General features: G+C 61.5%; 23 protein-coding genes. 11 read left to right on the top strand and 12 right to left on the bottom strand.

Annotation, left to right across the window (positions count from 1 at the left end; genetic code table 11):
- Positions 1-70: 70 nt before the first annotated feature.
- From rseP to rpsB, 8 genes are all read right to left on the bottom strand, one after another.
- Positions 71-1,423, bottom strand: a complete 1,353-nt coding sequence (rseP, locus tag BLU76_RS14790; RefSeq protein ID WP_092223251.1) for an RIP metalloprotease RseP — start codon at positions 1,421-1,423, stop codon at positions 71-73.
- Positions 1,424-1,475: 52 nt separating this feature from the next.
- Positions 1,476-2,666 carry a 1-deoxy-D-xylulose-5-phosphate reductoisomerase gene (gene ispC / locus BLU76_RS14795; RefSeq protein ID WP_063322762.1) on the bottom strand — a complete coding sequence of 397 codons (1,191 nt, stop codon included), beginning with the start codon at positions 2,664-2,666 and terminating at the stop codon, positions 1,476-1,478.
- A complete protein-coding gene (locus tag BLU76_RS14800) occupies positions 2,663-3,469 on the bottom strand; it encodes a phosphatidate cytidylyltransferase (protein ID WP_063322763.1) in 807 nt (268 codons plus the stop codon). The genes ispC and BLU76_RS14800 overlap by 4 nt, the downstream gene beginning before the upstream one ends.
- The gene (gene uppS / locus BLU76_RS14805; RefSeq protein WP_063322764.1) at positions 3,469-4,224 is read right to left on the bottom strand and encodes a polyprenyl diphosphate synthase; all 756 of its coding nucleotides are present in this window, start codon (positions 4,222-4,224) and stop codon (positions 3,469-3,471) included. Before uppS ends, BLU76_RS14800 begins: the two co-directional genes overlap by 1 nt.
- A gap of 13 nt (positions 4,225-4,237) precedes the next feature.
- Complete coding sequence (gene frr / locus BLU76_RS14810; protein ID WP_063322765.1) at positions 4,238-4,795, bottom strand: ribosome recycling factor; 558 nt, start codon at positions 4,793-4,795, stop codon at positions 4,238-4,240.
- Complete coding sequence (gene pyrH / locus BLU76_RS14815) at positions 4,792-5,535, bottom strand: UMP kinase (protein WP_003198235.1); 744 nt, start codon at positions 5,533-5,535, stop codon at positions 4,792-4,794. Before pyrH ends, frr begins: the two co-directional genes overlap by 4 nt.
- 213 nt (positions 5,536-5,748) lie before the next feature.
- A complete protein-coding gene (tsf, locus tag BLU76_RS14820) occupies positions 5,749-6,615 on the bottom strand; it encodes a translation elongation factor Ts (protein WP_092144062.1) in 867 nt (288 codons plus the stop codon).
- 194 nt (positions 6,616-6,809) lie between these two features.
- Positions 6,810-7,547, bottom strand: a complete 738-nt coding sequence (gene rpsB / locus BLU76_RS14825; protein WP_003198231.1) for a 30S ribosomal protein S2 — start codon at positions 7,545-7,547, stop codon at positions 6,810-6,812.
- Positions 7,548-7,994: 447 nt separating this feature from the next.
- Here rpsB and map point away from each other — a divergent pair, with 447 nt between their 5' ends.
- The 5 genes from map (at position 7,995) to BLU76_RS14850 (ending at position 13,604) form a co-directional block, all read left to right on the top strand.
- Positions 7,995-8,777 (top strand): type I methionyl aminopeptidase, encoded by a 783-nt coding sequence (gene map / locus BLU76_RS14830; protein ID WP_057448350.1) that lies wholly within the window; start codon positions 7,995-7,997, stop codon positions 8,775-8,777.
- A 42-nt stretch (positions 8,778-8,819) separates the two neighbouring features.
- A complete protein-coding gene (locus tag BLU76_RS14835) occupies positions 8,820-11,522 on the top strand; it encodes a [protein-PII] uridylyltransferase (RefSeq protein ID WP_063322767.1) in 2,703 nt (900 codons plus the stop codon).
- 60 nt (positions 11,523-11,582) lie between these two features.
- Positions 11,583-12,782: a succinyldiaminopimelate transaminase gene (gene dapC, locus BLU76_RS14840; RefSeq protein WP_063322768.1), complete on the top strand. Its 1,200-nt coding sequence runs from the start codon at positions 11,583-11,585 to the stop codon at positions 12,780-12,782.
- A 167-nt stretch (positions 12,783-12,949) separates the two neighbouring features.
- Positions 12,950-13,291, top strand: coding sequence for a type II toxin-antitoxin system RelE/ParE family toxin (locus tag BLU76_RS14845; protein ID WP_063325158.1), 342 nt, complete (start codon positions 12,950-12,952; stop codon positions 13,289-13,291).
- A 10-nt stretch (positions 13,292-13,301) separates the two neighbouring features.
- Positions 13,302-13,604: an XRE family transcriptional regulator gene (locus tag BLU76_RS14850; RefSeq protein ID WP_057448352.1), complete on the top strand. Its 303-nt coding sequence runs from the start codon at positions 13,302-13,304 to the stop codon at positions 13,602-13,604.
- 227 nt (positions 13,605-13,831) lie between these two features.
- Here BLU76_RS14850 and BLU76_RS14855 read toward each other — a convergent pair whose 3' ends face one another.
- The 3 genes from BLU76_RS14855 to BLU76_RS14865 form a co-directional block, all read right to left on the bottom strand.
- The gene (locus BLU76_RS14855) at positions 13,832-14,191 is read right to left on the bottom strand and encodes a DUF6124 family protein (protein WP_092144053.1); all 360 of its coding nucleotides are present in this window, start codon (positions 14,189-14,191) and stop codon (positions 13,832-13,834) included.
- A gap of 477 nt (positions 14,192-14,668) precedes the next feature.
- Positions 14,669-16,315, bottom strand: coding sequence for a Na+/H+ antiporter (locus BLU76_RS14860; RefSeq protein WP_092223254.1), 1,647 nt, complete (start codon positions 16,313-16,315; stop codon positions 14,669-14,671).
- A 183-nt stretch (positions 16,316-16,498) separates the two neighbouring features.
- Entirely contained in the window at positions 16,499-17,854 is a 1,356-nt protein-coding gene (locus BLU76_RS14865) for a type III effector protein RopAA (protein WP_092223255.1), read from the bottom strand.
- Positions 17,855-18,032: 178 nt separating this feature from the next.
- On the opposite strand from BLU76_RS14865, the gene BLU76_RS14870 reads away from it, so the two are divergent.
- The 4 genes from BLU76_RS14870 (at position 18,033) to BLU76_RS14885 (ending at position 21,246) form a co-directional block, all read left to right on the top strand.
- Positions 18,033-18,395, top strand: a complete 363-nt coding sequence (locus BLU76_RS14870) for an ArsC family reductase (protein ID WP_063322771.1) — start codon at positions 18,033-18,035, stop codon at positions 18,393-18,395.
- 32 nt (positions 18,396-18,427) lie between these two features.
- A complete protein-coding gene (gene dapD, locus BLU76_RS14875) occupies positions 18,428-19,462 on the top strand; it encodes a 2,3,4,5-tetrahydropyridine-2,6-dicarboxylate N-succinyltransferase (protein ID WP_063322772.1) in 1,035 nt (344 codons plus the stop codon).
- Positions 19,463-19,636: 174 nt separating this feature from the next.
- Positions 19,637-20,842 carry an aminotransferase class V-fold PLP-dependent enzyme gene (locus tag BLU76_RS14880; RefSeq protein WP_092223257.1) on the top strand — a complete coding sequence of 402 codons (1,206 nt, stop codon included), beginning with the start codon at positions 19,637-19,639 and terminating at the stop codon, positions 20,840-20,842.
- Positions 20,839-21,246 (top strand): SufE family protein, encoded by a 408-nt coding sequence (locus BLU76_RS14885; RefSeq protein WP_092223259.1) that lies wholly within the window; start codon positions 20,839-20,841, stop codon positions 21,244-21,246. Before BLU76_RS14880 ends, BLU76_RS14885 begins: the two co-directional genes overlap by 4 nt.
- 126 nt (positions 21,247-21,372) lie before the next feature.
- Here BLU76_RS14885 and tcdA read toward each other — a convergent pair whose 3' ends face one another.
- Positions 21,373-22,191, bottom strand: a complete 819-nt coding sequence (tcdA, locus tag BLU76_RS14890; RefSeq protein ID WP_063322775.1) for a tRNA cyclic N6-threonylcarbamoyladenosine(37) synthase TcdA — start codon at positions 22,189-22,191, stop codon at positions 21,373-21,375.
- Between the two features lie 278 nt (positions 22,192-22,469).
- Between tcdA and dapE the strand changes: the two genes are divergently transcribed.
- Positions 22,470-23,621, top strand: coding sequence for a succinyl-diaminopimelate desuccinylase (dapE, locus tag BLU76_RS14895; protein ID WP_092144038.1), 1,152 nt, complete (start codon positions 22,470-22,472; stop codon positions 23,619-23,621).
- Complete coding sequence (locus tag BLU76_RS14900) at positions 23,621-24,430, top strand: putative RNA methyltransferase (protein WP_092223261.1); 810 nt, start codon at positions 23,621-23,623, stop codon at positions 24,428-24,430. The genes dapE and BLU76_RS14900 overlap by 1 nt, the downstream gene beginning before the upstream one ends.
- The last annotated feature ends 55 nt before the right edge of the window (positions 24,431-24,485 follow it).

A 24,485-nucleotide genomic window follows, 5' to 3' on the forward strand; every position in this document is an offset into this window, starting at 1 on the left:
TCCTTTCTTATTCCAACTGGCAATAAACAAACTGCCGCAAAATGCGGCAGATTCGCAATTCAGCGAAGCGTTACAGACGACCCAGATCGTTGACGAGGGCAAGCAACATGACCCCGACCACCAAGCTGATACCGATCTGTATCCCCCAACCTTGCACCCGATCCGACAAGGGACGACCACGCGCCCACTCGATCAGATAAAACAGCAGATGCCCCCCATCCAGTACCGGGATGGGCAGCAAATTCAGAACCCCCAGGCTAATGCTCAGATAAGCAAGGAAATTCAGGAAATCAGCGACGCCCGACTGGGCAGAAGCGCCCGCCACTTTAGCAATGGTTATCGGTCCACTCAAGTTTTTTACCGAGAGCTCGCCGAACAACATTTTCTTGAGCGAGTCCAGCGTCAGGACGCTCATGGTCCAGGTACGACGCGCACCCTCGCCAATCGCCGCCACCGGGCCGAAACTGACCTCGCGAATCATTTCCGGTGGCCAGTCGACCGCCTTGACGCCCGCCCCCAGGTAACCGCTCGGTGCCTTGCTCTCGCCACGGGCGGCCAGGGTCACCGGGACATCGATTGGAGCACCGTCGCGCTCGATGCGCAGCACAATTTTGGTATCAGGACGTACACGAACCGAATCGACCACCTGCTGCCAATCGCTGACCGGCTGGCCGTCGAGGGCCAGCAACCGATCGCCGGTCTTCAGGCCTGCAGCCTGGGCCGGGCCTTTCGGATCGAGTTCGGCGAGTATCGGTGGCATCGCCGGACGCCATGGCCGGATCCCCAGGGACCGGATCGGATCGGGCTCGTCGGCGCCCTTGAGCCAGTTGTCCAAGGTCAGTTCGCGAGGCGAATCCACCGTGGAGCCCGGCTCACGCACCATCAATTGCAACGAACCGCTCTCACCCAGGCGACGCACCAGTTGCAGATTGACCGCCGCCCAGCCCGAGGTCGGCTCGCCGTCGATAGCGACGATTTCCTGCCCGACGCCCAACCCGGCACGGGCGGCAACGCTACCCGACTCCACCGCACCGATGACCGGACGCACCTGCTCGCTGCCCAGCATGGCCAGGCCCCAGAAAAACACCATGGCCAGCAGGAAGTTGGCGATCGGCCCCGCGGCGACGATGGCAATACGCTGACGGACGGTCTTGCGATTGAAGGATTGATCGAGCTGGTCTGCCGGGACTTCACCTTCTCGCTCATCGAGCATCTTGACGTAGCCGCCCAGCGGGATGGCCGCCACGACGAACTCGGTGCCTTTCTTGTCGTGCCAGCGCAGCAAGGGCATGCCAAAGCCCACGGAAAAACGCAGGACCTTGACGCCACAGCGCCGCGCGACCCAGAAATGACCGAATTCGTGAAATGTGACCAACACCCCCAAGGCAACCAGGGTGCCGACAATCATATAGAGCGCGCTCATCTGTTTTCTCCGCAATCCTGTCCAGGGCAACCCTGGCTAACATATCGCAGCTTCAACGCCCGTGGCGCTGCAGCCATTGGCCCGCCAATTCACGAGCCCTGGCATCCGCCGTAAATACCGTGTCGAGGTCATCGACCGAAACCACGGCCTCGAGATTCAAGACTTCCTCGATGATACTCGCGATCTCGAGGTAACGGACACGTCCATCGAGAAACGCTGCAACCGCCACTTCATTGGCGGCATTAAGCATGGCCGGCGCACTGTCGCCCGCCTCGGCCGCCTGGCGCGCCAGGCGCAGGCAGGGGAAACGCTGCTCATCGGGCGCCTGGAAATCCAGGCGGGCGATGGCGAACAGGTCCAGCGGCGCAACACCCGAATCGATACGCTCCGGCCAGGCCAGGGCATTGGCGATCGGGGTGCGCATGTCCGGATTGCCCAACTGGGCCAGCACCGAACCATCGACATAGTCCACCAGGGAATGAATCACGCTCTGGGGATGAATCACCACCTCGACCTGGGACGGCTTGGCATCGAACAGCCAGCAGGCCTCGATCAGCTCCAACCCCTTGTTCATCATGCTGGCCGAATCCACGGAAATCTTGCGCCCCATGGACCAGTTCGGGTGGGCACAGGCCTGCTCGGGTGAAACATGCACCAATTCTTCCAGCGGCGTCTGCCGGAACGGACCACCGGAGGCTGTCAGCAAAATCCGCCGGACACCCACCGCGCCGAGGCCACGGGAAAAATCCTGCGGCATGCATTGAAAAATCGCATTGTGCTCGCTGTCGATAGGCAGCAACACCGAACCGCTTTTGCGCACAGCCTGCATGAACAGCGCGCCGGACATCACCAGCGCTTCTTTATTGGCCAGCAGGATCTTCTTGCCTGCTTCCACCGCCGCCAGCGTCGGACGCAAGCCCGCCGCACCGACGATTGCCGCCATCACGGCGTCGACTTCCGGGTCGGAAGCCACTTGGCAGAGGCCTTCCTCCCCCACCAGCACGCGAGTTTGCAGGCCGGCTGCGCGCAGATCGTCCTGCAGCGCCCGCGCCACAGCGGCCTCAGGCACCACGGCAAACCGCGGCGTGTGGCGTATGCACAAGGCCAGCAATTCACTCATGCGCGTGAAACCACTGAGGGCGAACACCTGGTAACGCTGCGGGTGCCGGCCGATGACGTCAAGCGTACTCAGGCCGATCGAACCGGTCGCACCGAGGACAGTGATCTGCTGGGGGCGACTCACGACGCCGCCATCCACAACAGCACGGCAAAGATCGGAATCGCGGCGGTAAGACTGTCGATGCGATCCAGCACGCCACCGTGACCGGGCAGCAGGTTACTGCTGTCCTTGATTCCCGACTGACGCTTGAACATGCTTTCGGTCAGGTCGCCGACCACAGACACAAATACGATCAAGGCGGCCCCCATAAGGCCCATCAGCAGCTGCGCGACCGTCCAGTCCCGCACGAAGCCGACCACAGTGGTGATCACCAGGCTCAAGGCCAGGCCACCATAGACCCCTTCCCAGCTCTTGCCAGGGCTGACCTTCGGCGCCAGCTTGCGCTTGCCGAAGGCCTTGCCGGAAAAATAGGCGCCGACGTCGGCACCCCAGACCAACACCATCACGGCCATGATCTGCCAGTTGCCCAGCGGGTCTTGCTTGATCCAGATCAGCCCTTGCCAGGCCGGCAGCAGGATCAACAGGCCGATCACCAGCTTGGTCGCCGCATTGGCCCAATGATGGGTAGTCTGCGGGTAGGTCAGGACCAGGAAGGTCGCTGTCGCCCACCACAGCACCGCGGCACCCAACACCCAAGGCGCGAGCCCGGGCATCACGTACATGATGAACAGCATGGCCGCCACGGCCGCTGCGTAGGCCACGCGCGCCGACTGCGCAGGAAAACCCGCCAGCCGCGCCCATTCCCACGCCCCCAGGGTCACGACCAGTCCGATGAACAGCGCAAAACTGGCGCCTTCGAGCAGGAAGAAACCGCCCAGGGCGATGGGCAACAGGATCAAGGCAGTGATGATTCGTTGTTTGAGCATTAAACCCGGGCTCCAGCTTCGATCTGCTCGCTCGTTTTACCGAAGCGACGCTGACGGGAAGCGAAATCGGCCAGTGCGGTGCGCATGGCATCGTGTTTGAAGTCCGGCCAGAACAGGTCGGAGAAGTACAACTCGGCATACGCCAACTGCCAGAGCAGGAAGTTGCTGATGCGATGCTCGCCACCGGTACGGATGCACAGGTCCGGCAACGGCAGGTCGCCGGTCGCCAGGCAGGTCTGCAGCAGTTCCGGCGTGATGTCTTCCGGGCGCAGGTGCCCGGCCTGGACTTCCCGCGCCAGCCGCTGGGCAGCCTGGGCAATGTCCCACTGTCCACCATAGTTGGCGGCGATCTGCAGGACAAACCGATCGGCGCCCGCAGTCGCTGCCTCGGCTTCGCGCATCGCAGCCTGCAATTCAGGATGGAAGCGCGAGCGATCACCGATGATCCGCAGGCTGATCTTGTTATCGTTGAGGCGCTTGGCCTCACGACGCAGGGCCTTGAGGAACAGGTCCATCAAGGCACTGACTTCATCGGCCGGACGCTGCCAGTTCTCACTGGAGAAGGCGAACAGGGTCAGCACCTCGACCCCTGCCTCGGCGCACACCTCGATGACCGCACGCACCGCATCGACACCCGCCTTGTGCCCGGCGACGCCAGGCATAAAGCGTTTCTTGGCCCAGCGGTTATTGCCGTCCATGATGATCGCCACGTGGCGCGGCACCGCGAACGGCACGGCCTGCTTGGTCTTTTCCATGAAAACGAGACCCTTATACGGCCATCAGGTCTTTTTCTTTCTGCGCCAAATCCGCGTCGATCTTAGCCACGTACTTCTTGGTCAGGTCGTCGATCTCGCCAGTGGCACGACGCTCTTCGTCTTCGCTGATTTCCTTTTCCTTGACCAGGTCCTTGAGCTGGCTGTTGGCATCACGACGGATGTTGCGTACGGCAACACGGGCGTCTTCAGCCACGTCACGAGCCTGTTTGGTGAAGCCCTTGCGGGTCTCTTCGGTCAGGGCCGGCATGGAGATCAGCAGCAGCTCACCCAGGTTGGTCGGGTTCAGGTTCAGACCGGCACTGCCGATGGCCTTGTCGACCGCGGCCAGCATATTGCGCTCAAAGGCCACGACCTGCAGGGTACGCGCGTCCTTGACGGTGATGTTGGCCACTTGCTTGATCGGGGTATCGGAGCCGTAGTACGGCACCATCACGCCCTCAAGGATGCTCGGGTGCGCCTGGCCGGTGCGGATGCGACCGAAGTTGTGCGCCAGGGACTCCAGGGATTTCTGCATGCGCTGTTCAGCGTCTTTCTTGATTTCGTTGATCATTGTTGAACTTCCTCGATCAGTGTTCCTTCGGCGCCGCCATGGACGATATTCAGCAGGGCACCGGGCTTGTTCATGTTAAAGACACGCAGCGGCATCTTGTGGTCGCGGCAGAGACAGATAGCCGTCAGATCCATTACCCCCAGCTTGCGATCCAGCACTTCATCGTAGGTCAGATGATCGAACTTCTCGGCATGCGGGTCCTTGAACGGGTCAGCGGTATAGACGCCATCGACCTTGGTTGCCTTGAGCACGACATCGGCATCGATCTCGATCGCTCGCAGGCAGGCGGCCGAATCCGTGGTGAAGAACGGATTACCGGTACCGGCGGCAAAAATCACCACTTCCTTGGAGTTGAGGTGGCGCATGGCTTTGCGGCGGTCGTAGTGATCGGTTACGCCAACCATGGAAATGGCCGACATCACGATGGCCGAGATATTGGCACGCTCCAGCGCGTCACGCATAGCCAGGGCGTTCATCACAGTAGCCAGCATGCCCATGTGGTCGCCCGTGACCCGGTCCATGCCGGCCGCGCTCAGCGCCGCGCCGCGAAACAGGTTGCCGCCGCCGATGACCAGACCGACCTGAACGCCGATCCCGACCAGTTGGCCGACTTCCAGGGCCATGCGATCCAGCACTTTCGGATCGATCCCGAACTCTTCCGAGCCCATCAGGGCCTCGCCGCTAAGCTTGAGTAGAATGCGTTTATAGCGAGCCTGATAACCACTGCCCTGCTGAGCCATTGCGAATCTCTCCTGCGGCGTATTTTCGAAAATTCTTTGCAGGCTGTTTGCAGCCTGCGTCTACTCTAGTCTGACGCTGACACAGCGCCATCGGAACACGGCTTTGTAAGCCAGTTCCGACAGGAAACCAATAAAAATCGGCATCCCCATCCAAAAAGAGGCTGCGCGCGTTAAGCGGGCAGCCTCTTCAGGGCGACAGTTGTAAAAACCGTCTTATTGCTTGCTGGCAGCAGCTACCTGGGCAGCAACTTCTTCAGCGAAGTTGTCGACCGGCTTCTCGATGCCGTCGCCCACTTTGAAGTAGGTGAACGAAACGATTTCAGCACCGGCTTTCTTCGCCAGGTCGCCGACCTTGACTTCCGGGTTCTTGACGAAAGCCTGCTCAACCAGACTGGCTTCGGCCAGGAACTTGGAGATACGGCCGCTGACCATTTTTTCTGCGATTTCAGCAGGCTTGCCTTTCAGCTTTTCTTCGTTCAGCTGCAGGAAAACGCCCTTCTCGCGCTCGATCGCTTCAGCCGAAACGTCCGAAGGCAGCAGGAACTCAGGGTTGGTTGCAGCAACGTGCATGGCGATGTCTTTCGCCAGCTCGGTATCGCCGCCCTTCAGGACAACCGCAACACCGATCTTGTTGCCGTGCAGGTAGGTACCGACCACGTCACCTTCAACACGAACCAGACGGCGGATGTTGACGTTTTCGCCGGTCTTGCCAACCAGGACCAGGCGCGCTTCTTCCTGAGCTTCGATCAACGGAGCTGCGTCGGTCAGTTTGTCAGCGAAGGCTTTTTCGACGCTGGCAGCGACGAATGCCTTGAAGTCATCCTGCAGGGCCAGGAAGTCGGTCTGGGAGTTAACTTCCAGCAGAACGGCAGCCTTGCCGTCGTCCTTGATGGCGATGGCGCCTTCAGCGGCAACGTTGCCCGCTTTCTTGGCAGCCTTGATGGCGCCCGAAGCACGCATGTCATCAATGGCTTTTTCGATGTCGCCGCCAGCCTTGGTCAAGGCTTTCTTGCAGTCCATCATGCCTTCGCCGGTACGCTCGCGCAGTTCTTTGACCAACGCTGCAGTAATCTCTGCCATTTCAAAATCCTCTTGGATAGGTTTTCAACCATTCCACCCGATCGAACGGGCGATCAATTCTTCCTGGAAAACCACTGCTTATAGGCCACGGCAGGTTACAAACAGATCACTGCGCTGGCGGCAAATGGTTTTCGAGGTGGCAAAAAGGGGGCCAAGCCCCCTTTTTGCTTACTGAGTCAACGCCAGGGCGTCAATTACTCAGCGGCTGCTGCCGGAGCTTCTTCAGCGAAGACTTCGGTGCCGCCATTCACGTTGTTGCGACCACGGATAACAGCGTCAGCCATCGAACCCATGTACAGCTGGATGGCGCGGATGGCGTCATCGTTGCCTGGGATGATGTAGTCAACGCCTTCCGGGCTGCTGTTGGTATCGACAACGCCGATGACCGGGATACCCAGCTTGTTGGCTTCGGTGATCGCGATGCGCTCGTGGTCAACGTCGATCACGAACAGCGCGTCAGGCAGACCGCCCATGTCCTTGATACCGCCCAGGGAGCGGTCCAGCTTCTCAAGATCGCGAGTGCGCATCAGCGCTTCTTTCTTGGTCAGCTTGGCGAAAGTACCGTCTTCGGACTGGACTTCAAGGTCACGCAGACGCTTGATGGAAGCGCGAATGGTCTTGAAGTTGGTCAGCATGCCGCCCAACCAGCGGTGATCGACGTACGGCGAACCACAACGTGCTGCTTCTTCAGCAACGATCTTGCCAGCGGAACGCTTGGTGCCGACGAACAGAATCTTGTTTTTGCCCTGGGCCAGGCGCTCTACGAAGGTCAGTGCTTCGTTGAACATCGGCAGGGTTTTTTCAAGGTTGATGATGTGGATCTTGTTACGCGCGCCGAAAATGTACTTGCCCATTTTCGGGTTCCAGTAACGGGTCTGGTGACCGAAGTGCACACCGGCCTTCAGCATATCGCGCATGTTGACTTGGGACATGATAGTTCCTTGATAAGTCGGGTTTGGCCTCCACGTATCCCAATGACCAACCAGCGGCTATATAAGCCAAAGGCACCCAGGTCATCGTGTCGACACGTGTGTGGATTTAAGCTTACGGGGTCATCCCCGGAAAGCGGCGCATTTTATACCACAGCAAGGGCGAAAACGGAACATGGAATCTGAAAACCTCTTGTGGCGAGGGGATTTATCTCCGCTGGGATGCGTAGCGGCCCCATACCAGGCGATTCAATCGACTTGATACACCATGCTGCCTGATTTGGGGCTGCTGCGCAGCCCAACGGGGATAAATCCCCTCACCACAGAGTTCCAGCCTGGAGAGCTCATTGTACTGATCGTCTGTTAGAATCGCGTTTTCAGGGCCGCCCGGATCCCCATCCGCCGCCCATTTCGTTTTGAACAGCGCCGTCGGGCGCAGAGAGAGCCTGTATGACCGTTACCCTCAAGACTCCCGAGGACATCGCCAAAATGCGTGTCGCCGGCAAACTCGCCGCCGATGTGCTGGAGATGATCGCCGACTACGTCAAGCCTGGCGTGACCACCGAAGAGCTGGACCGCATCTGCCATGACTACATCGTCAACGAGCAGAAAGCCATCCCGGCCCCGCTCAACTACAAAGGCTTCCCGAAGTCGATCTGCACCTCGATCAACCACGTGGTCTGCCACGGCATCCCCAACGAAAAACCGTTGAAGGATGGCGACACCCTGAACATCGACGTCACCGTCATCAAGGACGGCTTTCACGGCGACACCAGCCGCATGTTCCATGTCGGCAACGTGCCGGAGTGGGCCGAGCGCCTGTCCAAGGTCACCCAGGAATGCATGTACATGGCCATCGAACTGGTGAAGCCGGGCTGCCGCCTGGGGGACATCGGCGAAGTGATCCAGAAGCACGCGCAGAAAAACGGCTTCTCGGTGGTACGCGAATTCTGCGGCCATGGCATCGGCAAGGTGTTCCACGAAGAACCGCAGATCCTGCACTACGGCCGTGCCGGCACCGGCATGGAACTGCAGGCGGGCATGACCTTCACCATCGAGCCGATGATCAACCAGGGACGCGCCGATACCAAGGTGCTGGGCGACGGCTGGACTGCCATCACCAAGGATCGCAAGCTGTCGGCCCAGTGGGAACACACCTTGCTGGTCACCGAGACCGGATACGAGATCTTTACCCTGCGCAGCGATGACACCATCCCTCGCGTTTCCGCCTGATCCGAACCCAGCCTATAGATAGATAGAAAGGAAAGTCATTCAATGCCGCAGGTGGATCCCGAACTCTTCGACCGCGGCCAGTTCCAGGCTGAACTGGCCCTGAAGGCAAGCCCCATCGCGGCGTTCAAGAAGGCGATCCGCCAGGCCCACGAAGTGCTCGACCAGCGCTTTCGCAACGGCCGGGACATTCGGCGGCTGATCGAGGACCGTGCCTGGTTCGTCGATAACATCCTGCAAAAAGCCTGGGAACAGTTCAACTGGAGCGAGGATGCCGACATCGCCCTGGTGGCGGTCGGCGGCTACGGGCGCGGCGAACTGCACCCCTACTCCGACATCGATCTGCTGATCCTGCTCGACAGCGCCGATCATGAAGTTTTCCGTGACTCCATCGAGCGGTTCCTGACGCTGCTGTGGGACATCGGCCTGGAAGTCGGCCAGAGCGTGCGCTCGGTGCAGGAATGCGCCGACGAGGCCCGCGCCGACCTGACGGTGATCACCAACCTGATGGAAAGTCGCACCATCGCCGGCCCCGAGCACCTGCGCCAGCGCATGCTCGATGTCACCAGCACGGCGCACATGTGGCCCAGCAAGGACTTTTTCCTGGCCAAGCGCGCCGAGCAGAAGGCCCGCCACCACAAGTACAACGACACCGAATACAACCTGGAGCCCAACGTCAAGGGCTCGCCCGGCGGGCTGCGGGACATCCAGACGATCCTATGGGTCGCCCGGCGCCAGTACGGCACGCTGAACCTGCGCGCCCTGGCCGGTGAAGGTTTCCTGGTGGAAAGCGAAAACGCCTTGCTGGCCTCGTCCCAGGAATTCCTGTGGAAGGTCCGCTACGCCCTGCACATGCTGGCCGGGCGCGCCGAAGATCGCCTGCTGTTCGACCATCAGCGCTCCATCGCCAGCCTGTTGGGTTTCGAAGGGCAGGATGCCAAGCAATCCATCGAAAACTTCATGCAGCAGTACTACCGCGTGGTGATGAGCATCGCCCAACTCAGCGAACTGATCATCCAGCACTTCGAGGAAGTCATCCTCGCCCCCGAAGACGAAGAACCGCCGCAGCCGATCAATTCACGTTTCCAACTGCACGACGGCTACATCGAGGCGCGCAACGCCAATGTATTCCGTCGCACGCCGTTCGCCATGCTGGAAATCTTCGTGCTCATGGCCCAGCAACCGGAAATCAAGGGTGTACGCGCCGACACCATTCGCTTGCTGCGGGAAAACCGTCACCTGATCGATGAAGATTTCCGTCACGACATCCGCAACACCAGCCTGTTCATCGAGTTGTTCAAGTGCAAGATCGGCGTGCATCGCAACCTGCGGCGCATGAACCGCTACGGGATTCTCGGGCGTTATCTGCCGGAGTTCGGTTTCATCGTTGGGCAAATGCAGCACGACCTGTTCCACATCTATACGGTCGATGCCCACACCCTGAACCTGATCAAGCACCTGCGTAAGCTCCAGTACACCCAGGTGTCGGAGAAATTCCCGCTGGCCAGCAAGCTCATGGCCAAGTTGCCCAAGCCCGAACTGATCTACATGGCAGGGCTGTATCACGACATCGGCAAGGGTCGTCAAGGCGATCACTCCGAGATTGGCGCGGTGGATGCCGAGGCTTTCTGCCAGCGCCATCAACTGCCGCTGTGGGACAGCCGACTGATCGTCTGGCTGGTGCAGAACCACCTGATGATGTCCACCACCGCCCAGCGCAAGGATTTGTCCGACCCGCAGGTGATCCACGACTTCGCCCAGATCGTCGGCGATGAAACGCGCCTGGACTATCTCTACGTGCTGACTGTGGCCGACATCAACGCCACCAACCCAAGCCTGTGGAACTCCTGGCGCGCCAGCCTGTTGCGCCAGCTCTACACCGAGACCAAGCGCGCCTTGCGCCGCGGCCTGGAAAACCCCGTGGATCGCGAAGAGCAGATCCGTCGCACCCAAAGCGCAGCCCTGGACATCCTGGTGCGCGGTGGCACCGACCCGGACGACGTCGAGCAGCTCTGGTCGCAATTGGGCGATGACTACTTCCTGCGCCATACCGCCGGCGACGTGGCCTGGCACAGCGATGCGATCCTGCAGCAACCGGCCGATGGCGGGCCGCTGGTGCTGATCAAGGAAACCACCCAGCGCGAGTTCGAGGGCGGCACGCAGATCTTCATCTACGCCCCGGACCAGCACGACTTCTTCGCCGTGACCGTGGCAGCGATGGACCAGCTCAACCTCAACATCCATGACGCCCGGGTCATTACCTCGAGCAGCCAGTTCACCCTCGACACCTACATCGTGCTCGACACCGACGGCGACTCGATTGGCGACAACCCGGCGCGGGTCAAGCAGATTCGCGACGGCCTGACCGAAGCCCTGCGCAACCCGGCGGACTATCCGACCATCATCCAGCGCCGGGTGCCGCGCCAGCTCAAGCATTTTGCGTTTGCCCCACAGGTGACGATCCACAACGACGCCCAGCGCCAGGTCACCGTCCTGGAACTCAGCGCCCCGGACCGCCCGGGCCTGCTGGCGCGAATCGGCCATATTTTCCTGGAGTTCGACCTGTCGCTGCAAAACGCCAAGATCGCCACCCTCGGCGAACGAGTGGAAGACGTCTTCTTCATCACCGACGCACATAACCAGCCGCTGTCCGATCCGCAGCTGTGCAGCCGCTTGCAGGAAGCGATCGTGCAGCATTTGAGCGTCAACCAGGAACCCGATGCTCACATGACACGTATCAGCATCTGAACGAACAAATTCCCCCTGTGGGAGCGGGCTTGCTCGCTCCCACATTGAACGAGGCCCTTGATGAACAACGCTTTGAACCAGTTGCAGCCCTACCCGTTCGAAAAGCTCCGCGCCTTGCTTGGCAGCGTCACGCCCAACCCGGACAAGCGCCCGATCGCCCTGTCCATCGGCGAACCCAAGCATCGCTCGCCCAGCTTCGTGGCTGAAGCCCTGGCCAGCAATCTGGAAAAAATGGCCGTGTACCCGACCACCCTCGGCATCCCGGAATTGCGTGAGGCCATCACTGGTTGGTGCGAGCGTCGCTTCAACGTGCCGAACGGCTGGCTGGACCCGGCGCGCCACGTGCTGCCGGTCAATGGCACCCGTGAAGCCTTGTTCGCCTTCACCCAGACCGTGGTCAACCGTGGCGACGATGCCCTGGTGGTCAGCCCGAACCCGTTCTACCAGATCTACGAAGGCGCGGCGTTCCTGGCCGGGGCCAAGCCGCACTACCTGCCGTGCCTGGACGAAAACGGCTTCAATCCGGATTTCGATGCCGTCTCACCCGACATCTGGAAGCGCTGCCAGATCCTGTTCCTGTGCTCCCCTGGCAACCCGACCGGCGCGCTGATCCCGGTGGACGTGCTGAAAAAACTCATCGCCCTGGCTGACGAACATGACTTTGTCATCGCGGCGGACGAGTGCTACAGCGAACTGTACTTCGACGAACAGACCCCGCCGCCGGGGCTGCTCAGCGCCTGCGTCGAACTCGGTCGCAAGGATTTCAAGCGCTGCGTGGTGTTCCACAGCCTGTCCAAACGCTCCAACCTGCCAGGCTTGCGCTCCGGTTTCGTCGCTGGCGACGCGGACATCCTCAAGGGTTTCCTGCTGTACCGCACCTACCACGGCTGCGCCATGCCGGTTCAGACCCAACTGGCGAGCATCGCGGCGTGGAACGACGAAGTCCATGTACGGGCCAACCGTGCGCTGTACCGGGAAAAATTCGACGCAGTGCTGGAAATCCTCAGCCCGGTGCTGGACGTGCAGCGTCCCGATGGCAGTTTCTACCTGTGGCCAAACGTGGCCGGCGATGATGCAGCGTTCTGCCGCGACCTGTTCGAGCAGGAACACGTGACCGTGGTGCCAGGCTCCTACCTGTCCCGTGAAGTGGATGGCGTCAACCCAGGCGCCGGGCGCGTGCGCATGGCCCTGGTCGCGCCGCTGGCTGAATGCGTGGAAGCGGCGGAGCGGATTCGCGCGTTTATCCAGCGTCGGGGTTGATGGCTGTCTCGGACTGAAGCGGACCGCTGTTGTGGCGAGGGAGCTTGCTCCCGCTGGGCTGCGCAGCGGCCCCAACAGCAACATCCGTACCGACCACCACCTCCCCCTGTACAAATCCTCAGTGATGCCTGGGTTGCGCAATGCACCTATTTCGGTACACTTCATTCATGGTTGATATTGCCCCAATACTGAACGTACGTTTTTTCCGCACAGACGCTGGGAATGAACCCGTTCGCGAATGGTTGACTGACCTGCCTCGCGAGCACAGACGGATGATCGGGACCGACATCAAGACTGTTCAGATTGGTTGGCCAATAGGTATGCCGGTGGTTCGCAAACTGGACACCGGGCTGTGGGAGGTCAGGATTGACCTTGGAGATACCATTGCCCGTGTTCTCTTCACCGTGGCGGGCTCCGATATGGTTCTACTCCACGGTTTCATCAAGAAAAGTCAAAAAACGCCAGCCACCGACATGGCAACCGCCAAGCAGCGCAAAGCAAGATTATGAGGTACCGCAAATGAACAAGCACATCGGATCTGATTTTGACGATTTCCTCGCCGAGCAAGGCATCGCCGAAGAAGTTTCCGCCGCTGCGCTCAAACGCGTTATTGCCTGGCAGATTGCCGAAGCCATGAAGCTTCAGAAAGTGACCAAAAAGGCCTTGGCACAACGGATGCACACCAGTCGCACTGCTGTTGATCGTGCGCTGGATCAGAACGATGCAGGAATGACACTGGCAACGCTTGCCAGCGCGGCGCGTGCGCTGGGTCAGAGGGTGGAAGTACGGTTGGTGCCTGAGCAGGAAGAGGCTCACGCATAAATGCTGTTGTGGCGAGGGGATTTATCCCCGCTGGGCTGCGAAGCGGCCCCAAAGCAGTCCACTCAATTTACCTGACACACAGGGTTGTCAGGTTTTGGGGGCGCTTCGCGCCCCAGCGGGAGCAAGCTCCCTCGCCACAGGGGCTTGGTGTCGATTGGCATATTTGTGAACGACACAAATCCCCTGTGGGAGCGAGCTTGCTCGCGATGAGGCCGGCGCTTATTGCATCAAGTCCGCAGCTCTACCCGATCCAAAGCCTTGTTCGCCAACAACGTCCCCAACTCGATCATCTGCGCCACTCCCAATGCTACATGCCGCCGCGAGCCGTCCAGGTCAAACGCCAGGTCGCTGAGCATCGCATTGGCCGAAGCCAGGGTTTCGCTGAGGTTGGCCAATAAGGCTTCGGTATCGACACTGTCCACCACCGTGAACATCTGCGCCGAGGGCTTGGGGGCTGACTCGCTATCGTCAGGCTTGAGGTAATGATCCAGCGCACGATCAGCGGCTTCTTGCAGCTTTTCGGGGGCGTAGTCGCCGTAGGGGAACGTGGAGGCTGGCTTTGGAGGATTCGGTGTCTCTTTGATCATGTCATTGCTCCTAGGGGAATTAGAAGCCGCCACCGAGTCTTCTCACGGACTGGAGGGTGGCAGCCGTACGCGGGGTGAGAATCCGAGTCCCTAGAAGCCCGGCCATGCCGAAGCATGCCCGCGCACGGCCGCCATAACACAATGCCCAGACGAAAAGCGCCTGCACTTTATATGGTCGGCGCCTGCGCGCCTACTAGGGGAAATCGGATTCTCACGTCCGATCGCTGATTTGGCAGCGACACCCAAAGGCTAGAGCCCTCGCTTCCGACGGACAACCTTAAAAACTTGTCGGAAACTTCGGTGCGTCTGACAGACCACCATCCCTGTGGCGAGGGAGCTTGCTCCCGCTGGGCTGCGCAGCGGCCCCAAAGCGGTCAACTCAATTTACCTGACATACCGGGCTGTCAGTTTTTGGGTGCGCTTCGCGCCCCAGCGGGAGCAAGCTCCCTCGCCACAATTAGCTTTGCGCAATGGCCTCTATTTCCCCAACCCCAAATTCGCCTCCGCCAAATCCAACTCCCCCAGCACCTCACGCAGCACGTCATCGCCAATCTGGTGATGACGACTAAGGCGATACAACTCCAAGCGCTGCGCCCGAAAAGCCTTCAGGCGCAGCCGGCGCTCCAGCAGGTCCATCTCGAGTGCCAGCGCCTGGGCTTCGGCGGAGTCGTTGAACACGTCCAACTGATGACGATACTCGGACATCAACCGCGCCTTGACCTCGGTCGCCAGCGCCGCCTGGGCGGCATCCGGCGTACTGGCAGTCTCGGTCGGTTCCTCCACTTCCAGCGCATGGATCGCCGCTTCAGCGGTCTTGCGCCAAGCATCGCGGACCTCGGCGCGACGTTTGTCATCGGGGCTCCTCTCGATGCCCCGTAGCAACAATGGCAAGGCGATGCACGCCGCGATCAACGACAACAGAATCACACCGGCAGCAATGAAGATCAGCAAGTCTCGCTCGGGAAATGCCTCGCCGGCGCCCAACAGCAACGGCACCGACAGTACGCCCGCCAGCGTCACCGCACCGCGCACCCCGCCGAAGGTCAACAGCCAGCAGGAACGTGCGTTCGGCACCAGGATCAGCTCACCCTTGCCACGCCAACGGCGCAACAGCCCCGACAGACGCCAGATGCTTTGCACCCAGACAAACCGCAGCACCAGCAACACCAGGAAAATCGCCACCACCTCCACGCAGCGGTAGAACAGCGTTGGCCACAGCGTCGTCTCGTGGCTGGTCACCGCCTTGATGATGTCCGGCAGTTGCAAGCCCAGCAGCAGGAAGATCAAGCCATTGAAGGCAAACTCCAACAGCGACCAGACACTGCGATTGAGCAGCCGCGTGCCGGTCTGGCGCGGCAGCAGGTCGAGCCAGCTCTGCATCATCCCCGCTGCCACCGCCGAGAGAATCCCCGAGGCGCCCAAGCGCTCAGCCAGCACATAGGCCGCGAACGGCAGCAGCAACATGAACACCACATGGGTAGCCGGGTCGTCCCAGCCCCGGGCAATCATCCAGGCCCGCAGCCGCCCCAACAACCAGCTCAAGGCCACGCCGACCAACAGGCCGCCAACCGCCACCAGCACGAATGTCAGGCTCGCGCCCGCCAGGGAAAATACCCCGGTGATAGCCGCCGCCAAGGCGAACTTGAAGGTCACCAGGCCCGACGCATCGTTCATCAGCGCCTCGCCCTGGAGCATGTGCATCAGCGGCCCGGGCAAACGGTCCCGGGCAATCGCCGAGACCGCCACGGCGTCGGTCGGTGACAGGACAGCCGCCAGGGCGAAGGCCACCGGCAGCGGGATACTCGGCAGCAGCCAATGAATGAAATAGCCGGCGCCCACCACCGTGAACAACACCAGGCCCACCGCCAACGTCAGGATCGGCCCTCGCAGGCGCCACAACTCACGCTTGGGCATGCGCCAGCCATCGGAGAACAGCAACGGTGGCAGGAAGAGAAACAGGAACAGTTCGGGATCGAGGGCCACGTGCAAGCCCAGGGACGGCCAGGCCAGCAGCGCACCCGCGCCGATCTGCACCAGGGGCAACGGTAATGGGACCAACCGTCCGAGCAGGCGCGAAACGCCCACCAGCATCAACAGGATCAGGACGGTATAGGCGCTTTGCATAACGGACTTCCAATGACAGCCATATACATCTGCGGCAACCGCTGGCCGGTGAAGTGCCATATTAACTGCCAAGGTGAACCGTTGCCGTTGCACATTGGTCGCACCTCAGCGGCATCAATGCGCAGTCGTCCCTTGGCCGCTCCTAACCTCCACGCGGCAGGAGCGACCGCGGATTATCGGAAGCTAAACAGCTCGCTCAGCGGCACTGAGCGTTGAGCGGGCCGAGACAAAATCGACGTCGTCACCCTCATTGTCGCTATCTTCCCCGATCTGTTCGGCCGTCGACATTTCGACCAAGGGCAACATTCCCTGCAGCTCATCTGGATGAGCGGGACCGGCGGATAGCCTGTCCAATGCGGCAGAGGCCTTGTCCGCCAACGGCTGGGTCATCACTCCCGTTGTCACCCAGGCGGCGAGCACCGGGGCCATCGTGGCTGTAACCGTCGCCTTACCAGCCGCCGCAACACCCGCAGGCGAAATCCCGGCGCTCCTGGCTGCGTTGACAGCGGCGGTCTGCGCCATACCGATCGCAGTAATACCACCGGCCAACGCTCCGAGACCACTGACCAAACCTGTCGGCGTAACCAAGGCTTGCAACGATTTGCTGCCATCACGCATCGCGTCCAGCGGCAGGCTGCCGACTCGCTTCGCAATGCCCATCGCAGCACTCCCTACGCCATAATTCTTGAGGTCTTTGTAACGCTGATGCCAGTCTTGACGCCCCAACAGGTATTCCGGGCCAATCCGGTGTTTCGATTTATCGATGGAATGTTGCAGGTCATAGGCAGCCATGCCTGAAAGCGGAGAACCGACGGCAGCTATCACAGAGTCCACCTTGCTGCCCGTTTGCGCATCAACGGTCTTCGTCACGACGGGTTGGATGACCGTGCGCAACACGTTTCGCGCGGAGAAGGTCTGGAAAGTCAGGCTGCCTTCAATAGCCTGAGTCGTCAGGCTCGGCTTCACCGCCTGGGCGGCTTCCTGCATGACCGGCTCCAGATCGGCATTTTCGGCCACCAGCCACTGGGTGTCGCTGGTGGCGCGCTTGATCAGGCCATTGCCGACCGTGTCGGCGGCGCTGCTGACCAGGCCGGCAATCGCCGACAGCGCCAACGGCGCGGTAATCGAGCCATTGCCGGTCACCGCCGGGGCGAAGTCCAGCGCGATGGACGCCGCGCCGAAGGGAACCGAACGAAGGAATCCAACGGTGTCATGGGCCGCGCGATCCAGCCGCGAGCCTTTGGTCAGCACGGCATCGACGCTTTCCGCGGTTTCCCCGTCATTGGCCAAGGTACGTGAACGATCGTCGATCAGTGCTTCGAAGGCCTCGCGATTGGCACCGTTTATATGCGGCTCGAATACCCGGGTGAGCTGGGCCTTGATTGCACCAGTCCGATTTGCCAGGTCCTGTGCAGCCGTGACAGGGCCGATCGGGATGGATGCAGCGGTCCCGGTAGTCGATGTCGTTGAATGGGACGGGAGCGTCTCTTCAGTCTGAAGCGTCAGTGGATGGGGCGGTGTCAGGGAGATGGAATCCATGGGCGGGTCTCATGTGCGAAAAAAAGTGCCGGGTTTACCTGTGCTGTGTGGTCACCTCTTTCCTATCGGTTCCGCCTCGTCCGATCCGTCGCGACAGTCAAGGCACTGAAAGGAACGACGTGGCATAATCGTCCGCTGATTTTCAGGACGATACCGGGAACGTTTTGGGGGAGCATTCATGCCCAAGGAAAACAAGCACTTACAGCTTTTCGGCATCAAAGCCTGCGATACGATGAAAAAAGCGCGTACCTGGCTCGATGAGCACGCTGTACGCTACGACTTTCACGATTACAAGACCGCCGGCATCGACCGTGAGCACCTGACCCAATGGTGCAACGAGCATGGCTGGCAAGTGGTGTTGAACCGTGCCGGTACGACCTTTCGCAAACTCGACGACGAACGCAAAGCCGATCTCGACCAGACGAAAGCCATCGAACTGATGCTCGCCCAACCCTCGATGATCAAGCGCCCGGTGCTCGATCTCGGTGACCGAACCCTGATTGGCTTCAAGCCAGATATCTATGCGGCAGAAATCAAGTAAACCTGCCCAGTCCATTTTGTAGAGGTAATTTCATGTCCACTACCCTGTTCAGCCTGGCCTTCGGTGTCGGCACTCAAAACCGTCAAGGCGCCTGGCTGGAAGTGTTCTACGCACAGCCATTGCTCAACCCGTCGGCTGACATCATCAAGGCCATCGCGCCGATCCTCGGCTACAGCGAAGGCAACCAGGCCATCACCTTCACCACCACCCAGGCCTCGCAACTGGCTGAAGCCCTCAAGGGCGTCGATGCCGCACAGGCCGCCCTGCTGACCCGCCTGGCTGAAAGCCACAAGCCGCTGGTCGCCACCCTGCTGGCCGAAGATGCCCAACTGAGTTCCACGCCTGAGGCTTACCTCAAGCTGCACCTGCTGTCCCATCGCCTGGTCAAGCCCCACGGCCTGAACCTGGCTGGCATCTTCCCGCTGCTGCCGAACGTGGCCTGGACCAGCCAAGGCGCGATCGACCTGGCCGAACTGGCCGAGCACCAGCTCGAAGCCCGCCTGCGTGGCGAACTGCTGGAAGTGTTCTCGGTGGACAAGTTCCCGAAAATGACCGACTACGTAGTCCCGGCCGGCGTGCGCATCGCCGACGCCGCGCGGATCCGCCTGGGCGCCTATGTGGGCGAAGGCACCACGGTCATGCACGAAGGTTTCGTCAACTTCAACGCCGGCACCGAAGGCCCGGGCATGATCGAAGGCCGTGTCTCGGCGGGCGTATTCGTTGGCAAGGGCTCGGACCTGGGCGGCGGTTGCTCCACCATGGGCACCCTGTCGGGCGGCGGCAACATCGTGATCAAGGTCGGCGAAGGCTGCCTGATCGGCGCCAACGCCGGCATCGGTATCCCGCTGGGCGACCGCAACACCGTGGAGTCGGGCCTGTATGTGACCGCCGGCACCAAAGTGAAGCTGCTGGACGAAAACAACCAACTGGTCAAAGTGGTCAAGGCCCGCGACCTGGCTGGCCAGCCCGACCTGTTGTTCCGCCGCAATTCCGAGACCGGCGCGGTGGAATGCAAGACGCACAAGTCGGCCATCGAGCTGAACGAAGCACTGCACGCTCACAACTAAGCGTCACACCACCACCTGTGGGAGCGAGCCTTTGTGGGAGCTGAGCTTGCTCGCGATGAACGATGACGCGGTCTTGCAGTTGAACCGTGTCGCTGCCATCGCGAGCAAGCTTGGCTCCCACAAAAAAAGCCCGCTCCCACAGGGTCCGGCGTCATTCCAGCAGGGCCCGAAAGCATGTTGATTCCCTCCCCCTGGCGCACCGACTTCCCGGCCATCGCCGCCCTGCAACGGCAAGGCCAGACCTACCTGGACAGCGCCGCCACCACGCAAAAACCTCAAGCACTGCTGGACGCCCTGACGCATTACTACGCCAACGGCGCGGCCAACGTGCACCGTGCGCAACATTTGCCGGGGGCCCATGCCACCCAGGCGTTCGAGGACAGCCGCCTCAAGGCTTCGCAATGGCTCAATGCCGGAAACTGCGGGCAGGTGGTCTTCACCCACGGCGCGACTTCGGCGCTGAATCTGCTGGCCTACGGGCTGGAACATTTATTCAACCCGGGCGACGAGATCGTCATCAGCGCCCTGGAACACCACGCCAACCTGCTGCCGTGGCAGCAATTGGCCGAGCGTCGTTCGTTGACCCTGGTGGTGTTGCCACTGGACGCCGACGGGGTGATCGACCCTGGCGCCGCCGCCGAACTGATCGGCCCGCGTACGCGCTTGCTGGCGGTGAGCCAGTTATCCAATGTGCTGGGGGCCTGGCAACCGGTGCCGGCGCTGCTGGCGCTGGCCAAGGCCCAAGGCGCGTTGACGGTGATCGACGGCGCCCAAGGCGTGGTCCATGGTCGCCATGACGTGGAGGCACTGGGCTGCGACTTTTATGTGTTTTCCAGCCACAAACTTTACGGCCCCGACGGGCTGGGCGTGCTGTTTGGCCGTACCGAAGCCCTTGGCAACCTGCGTCATTGGCAATTCGGCGGCGAAATGGTGCAACAGGCCGATTACCACAGCGCCACCTTCCGTCCGGCGCCGCTGGGCTTCGAAGCCGGCACGCCGCCAATTGCCAGCGTGATCGGGCTGGGGGCAACCCTGGATTATCTGTCCGACCTCGATCCGCAGGCGATCATCGACCACGAGGCGGCGCTGCACGACTACCTGCTCCATGGCCTGCTGGCCCGCAACGGCGTGCGCCTGGTGGGCAACCCGCGCCTGGCCTTGGTCAGCTTCGTGGTCGAAGGCATCCACAACGCCGACTTGGCCCACCTGCTGACCGAGCAAGGCATCGCCGTGCGCGCCGGGCATCACTGCGCCATGCCGCTGTTCAAGCACCTGAAACTGTCCGGGGCGATCCGCGTGTCGCTGGCGCTGTACAACGACTCCGCCGACATCGAACGCTTCTTCGACGCCCTCGACCAGGCCTTGGAGATGTTGCGATGAACCTGCCCGCCGAGGCTGCCACAGCGCTGCAGATTTTCCAGGACGCGTCAGGTTGGGAACAACGGGCCCGGCTGCTGATGCAATGGGGCGAGCGTTTGCCGCCCCTGAGCGACGAGGACAAGTGCGAAGCCAACCTTGTTCACGGCTGTGAAAGCCAGGTGTGGTTGGTGGGTCGCTTGCACGACGGGCACTGGCAGTTTTCCGCCAGCAGCGATGCGCGGTTGATCCGTGGGCTGGTGGCGTTGCTGCTGGCGCGGGTCAACGGGTTGTCCGCCGAGGCGTTGCAGCAGGTGGATCTGCCAGATTGGTTCAACCAGCTGGGATTGTCGCGGCAGCTGTCGCCGTCCCGTAGCAATGGCTTGAATGCGGTGTTGAAGCGGATGTTTGAGTTGACCCGCCAATGATTGTGGCGAGGGAGCTTGCTCCCGCTCGGCTGCGAAGCAGCCGCCTTGGATTCAGCATGATTGACGCCGCCAATGGGGGGCCGCTTCGCGGCCCAGCGGGAGCAAGCTCCCTCGCCACAAAAGCGCTCACTGCCCAGGCTTGACCCTGTCAGCCGGTCGCCGCACTCCGGCCACAATCTTATCCACAGCCTTGGTCGCCGCGACCATGCCAAACGTCGCCGTGACCATCATCACCGCGCCAAACCCACCGGCGCAGTCGAGCTTGACGCCGTCGCCGACAAAACTTTTCTGCAGGCAAATGCTGCCGTCCGGTTTCGGGTAGCGCAGTTGTTCGGTGGAGAACACGCAAGGCACGCTGTAGTGGCGGGTCACGGTGCGGGAAAAGCCGTAGTCGCGGCGCAAGGTGGAACGTACCTTGGAGGCCAGTGGATCGTTGAACGTGCGGTTCAAGTCGCAGACCTGGATCAGCGTCGGGTCGATCTGCCCGCCCGCGCCACCGGTGGTGATGATCTGGATCTTGCGGCGCTTGCACCAGGCGATCAGCGCAGCCTTGGCGTTGACGCTGTCGATGCAATCGATCACGCAGTCAATGTTCGGTGTGATGTATTCGGCCATGGTGTCGCGGGTGACAAAGTCGGCCACCGCATGCACCGTGCAATCGGGGTTGATCCCGCGCAGCCGCTCGGCCATGACCTCGACCTTGGGCTTGCCGACGGTGCTGTCCAGTGCGTGCAACTGACGGTTGGCGTTGCTGACGCAAACATCGTCCAGGTCGAATAGCGAGATCTCGCCCACGCCGCAACGGGCGATGGCTTCCGCCGCCCAGGAGCCGACACCGCCCACCCCGACAATTGCCACATGGGCCGCCCGCAGGCGCGCCAGGCCTTCGATGCCATATAAACGGGCGATGCCGGCAAACCGTGGATCTTCTGTACTCATGACCATTACCCCAAAAACCGGCGCGCATTATAGGGCTTTGCTGGAGCAAATTAAGCAAAACCTCTGTGGGAGCGAGCTTGCTCGCGATGGCGGTGTATCAGTCGACATCGATGCTGGCTGATCTGACGCCATCGCGAGCAAGCTCGCTCCCACAGGTTTTGTGTTCTACCTGTCCCGCACCAGGGGCCCATGGTGGTCGTTTTGCTATAAGATAACTGCCATTTTGCGCGAGCCTGCCCGCGCCTGTACAAGCCTTGCGTCCATTCTATATTTCCGGAGCTTCCATGACGGCCCACGCCGACCTCTCGCCGACCCTGCAACTCGCCTGCGATCTGATCCGCCGTCCGTCCGTGACGCCGGTGGATGCCGATTGCCAGAAACTGATGATGCAGCGCCTGGGCAACGCAGGCTTTACGCTCGAACCGATGCGCATCGAGGATGTGGATAACTTCTGGGCCAGCCACGGCAAGCATGACGGCCCGGTGCTGTGCTTCGCCGGGCACACCGACGTGGTGCCGACCGGTCCGGTGCAGGCCTGGCAGCTCGACCCGTTCGATGCGGTCATCGACGAGCATGGCATGCTCTGCGGTCGTGGCGCGGCGGACATGAAAGGCAGCCTGGCGGCGATGGTCGTGGCAGCCGAACGGTTCGTCGCCGACTACCCGGACCACAAGGGCTCGCTGACCTTCCTGATCACCAGCGATGAAGAAGGCCCGGCCCACCACGGCACCAAGGCCGTGATCGAGCGCCTCAAGGCCCGTCAGGAACGACTGGACTGGTGCATCGTCGGCGAACCGTCGAGCACCACGCTGGTGGGCGACGTGGTCAAGAATGGCCGGCGCGGTTCCCTCGGCGCGAAGTTGACCGTGCGCGGCAAACAAGGCCACGTGGCTTATCCACACCTGGCGAAAAACCCGATCCACCTGGCCGCTCCAGCGTTGGCAGAATTGGCCGCCGAGCATTGGGACCACGGCAACGACTTCTTCCCGCCCACCAGTTTCCAGATCTCCAACCTCAACGCCGGCACCGGCGCGACCAACGTGATCCCCGGTGACCTGGTGGCGGTGTTCAACTTCCGTTTCTCCACCGAGTCCACCGTCGAAGGCCTGCAACAGCGCGTCGCCGACATCCTCGACAAGCATCAGTTGGACTGGCACATCGACTGGGCGCTGTCTGGCCTGCCGTTCCTCACCGAACCCGGTGCGCTGCTCGACGCCGTATCGTCGAGCATCAAGGACGTTACCGGCCGGGAGACCCAGGCGTCCACCAGCGGCGGCACGTCCGACGGTCGCTTCATCGCCACCATGGGTACGCAAGTGGTGGAACTGGGGCCGGTCAACGCGACCATCCACCAGGTCAACGAACGCGTACTGGCCGCCGATCTCGACGTACTGACCGAGATCTACTACAAGACGCTGATCAAGTTGCTCGCCTGATGCTCGCCTGCCCTATTTGCAGTGAACCGCTGAACGCGGTGGACAACGGCGTGGTGTGCCCGGCCGGCCACCGCTTCGACCGCGCGCGGCAGGGTTACCTGAACCTGCTGCCGGTGCAGCACAAGAACAGCCGCGACCCCGGCGACAACCAGGCGATGGTCGAAGCCCGGCGCAACTTCCTCAACGCCGGGCATTACGCCCCGGTCGCCCGGCGCCTAGCGGAACTGGCCGCCGAACGCGCGCCCGGACGCTGGCTGGATATTGGTTGTGGCGAGGGCTACTACACCGCGCAGATCGCTGAAGCGTTGCCCTACGCCGATGGCTATGCCCTGGACATTTCCCGAGAAGCGGTCAAGCGCGCCTGCAAACGCAATCCGCATCTGACCTGGTTGATCGCCAGCATGGCCCGGGTGCCGCTGGCGGACGGCTGCTGCCAGTTCCTGGCCAGCGTGTTCAGTCCGCTGGACTGGCAGGAGGCCAAGCGCTTGCTCAGCCCCGGCGGCGGCCTGATGAAAGTCGGCCCCACCGCCGGCCACCTGATGGAATTGCGCGAGCGCCTGTACGACGAAGTGCGCGAATACATCGACGACAAGCACCTGGCCCTGGTGCCGCCGGGCATGGTGCTGGATCACAGTGAAACCCTCGAATTCAAGCTGACGCTCGCCAATGGCCAGGACCGCGCCAATCTGCTGGCCATGACGCCCCACGGCTGGCGCGCCAGTGCCGAACGCCGTGCCAGCGTGATCGAGCAGGCCGAGCCGTTCCAGGTCACGGTGTCGATGCGCTACGATTATTTCGTTCTTCAATAACCTTTTGATTCCGGGCCCGGGCAACCGCTCGGGCCCCGTTAAATCCGCGAATGGA

It is taken from the genome of Pseudomonas sp. NFACC08-1, from assembly GCF_900106735.1.
GTDB classification, from domain to species: Bacteria; Pseudomonadota; Gammaproteobacteria; order Pseudomonadales; family Pseudomonadaceae; genus Aquipseudomonas; species Aquipseudomonas fluorescens_Q.

Coding starts and splice junctions, on each gene's coding strand:
- rseP (WP_092223251.1), bottom strand. CDS start 1,423: ATGAGCGCGCTCTATATGATTGTCGGCACCCTGGTTGCCTTGGGGGTG.
- BLU76_RS14800 (WP_063322763.1), bottom strand. CDS start 3,469: ATGCTCAAACAACGAATCATCACTGCCTTGATCCTGTTGCCCATCGCC.
- uppS (WP_063322764.1), bottom strand. CDS start 4,224: ATGGAAAAGACCAAGCAGGCCGTGCCGTTCGCGGTGCCGCGCCACGTG.
- frr (WP_063322765.1), bottom strand. CDS start 4,795: ATGATCAACGAAATCAAGAAAGACGCTGAACAGCGCATGCAGAAATCC.
- pyrH (WP_003198235.1), bottom strand. CDS start 5,535: ATGGCTCAGCAGGGCAGTGGTTATCAGGCTCGCTATAAACGCATTCTA.
- tsf (WP_092144062.1), bottom strand. CDS start 6,615: ATGGCAGAGATTACTGCAGCGTTGGTCAAAGAACTGCGCGAGCGTACC.
- rpsB (WP_003198231.1), bottom strand. CDS start 7,547: ATGTCCCAAGTCAACATGCGCGATATGCTGAAGGCCGGTGTGCACTTC.
- map (WP_057448350.1), top strand. CDS start 7,995: ATGACCGTTACCCTCAAGACTCCCGAGGACATCGCCAAAATGCGTGTC.
- BLU76_RS14835 (WP_063322767.1), top strand. CDS start 8,820: ATGCCGCAGGTGGATCCCGAACTCTTCGACCGCGGCCAGTTCCAGGCT.
- dapC (WP_063322768.1), top strand. CDS start 11,583: ATGAACAACGCTTTGAACCAGTTGCAGCCCTACCCGTTCGAAAAGCTC.
- BLU76_RS14845 (WP_063325158.1), top strand. CDS start 12,950: ATGGTTGATATTGCCCCAATACTGAACGTACGTTTTTTCCGCACAGAC.
- BLU76_RS14850 (WP_057448352.1), top strand. CDS start 13,302: ATGAACAAGCACATCGGATCTGATTTTGACGATTTCCTCGCCGAGCAA.
- BLU76_RS14855 (WP_092144053.1), bottom strand. CDS start 14,191: ATGATCAAAGAGACACCGAATCCTCCAAAGCCAGCCTCCACGTTCCCC.
- BLU76_RS14860 (WP_092223254.1), bottom strand. CDS start 16,315: ATGCAAAGCGCCTATACCGTCCTGATCCTGTTGATGCTGGTGGGCGTT.
- BLU76_RS14865 (WP_092223255.1), bottom strand. CDS start 17,854: ATGGATTCCATCTCCCTGACACCGCCCCATCCACTGACGCTTCAGACT.
- BLU76_RS14870 (WP_063322771.1), top strand. CDS start 18,033: ATGCCCAAGGAAAACAAGCACTTACAGCTTTTCGGCATCAAAGCCTGC.
- dapD (WP_063322772.1), top strand. CDS start 18,428: ATGTCCACTACCCTGTTCAGCCTGGCCTTCGGTGTCGGCACTCAAAAC.
- BLU76_RS14880 (WP_092223257.1), top strand. CDS start 19,637: ATGTTGATTCCCTCCCCCTGGCGCACCGACTTCCCGGCCATCGCCGCC.
- BLU76_RS14885 (WP_092223259.1), top strand. CDS start 20,839: ATGAACCTGCCCGCCGAGGCTGCCACAGCGCTGCAGATTTTCCAGGAC.
- tcdA (WP_063322775.1), bottom strand. CDS start 22,191: ATGGTCATGAGTACAGAAGATCCACGGTTTGCCGGCATCGCCCGTTTA.
- dapE (WP_092144038.1), top strand. CDS start 22,470: ATGACGGCCCACGCCGACCTCTCGCCGACCCTGCAACTCGCCTGCGAT.
- BLU76_RS14900 (WP_092223261.1), top strand. CDS start 23,621: ATGCTCGCCTGCCCTATTTGCAGTGAACCGCTGAACGCGGTGGACAAC.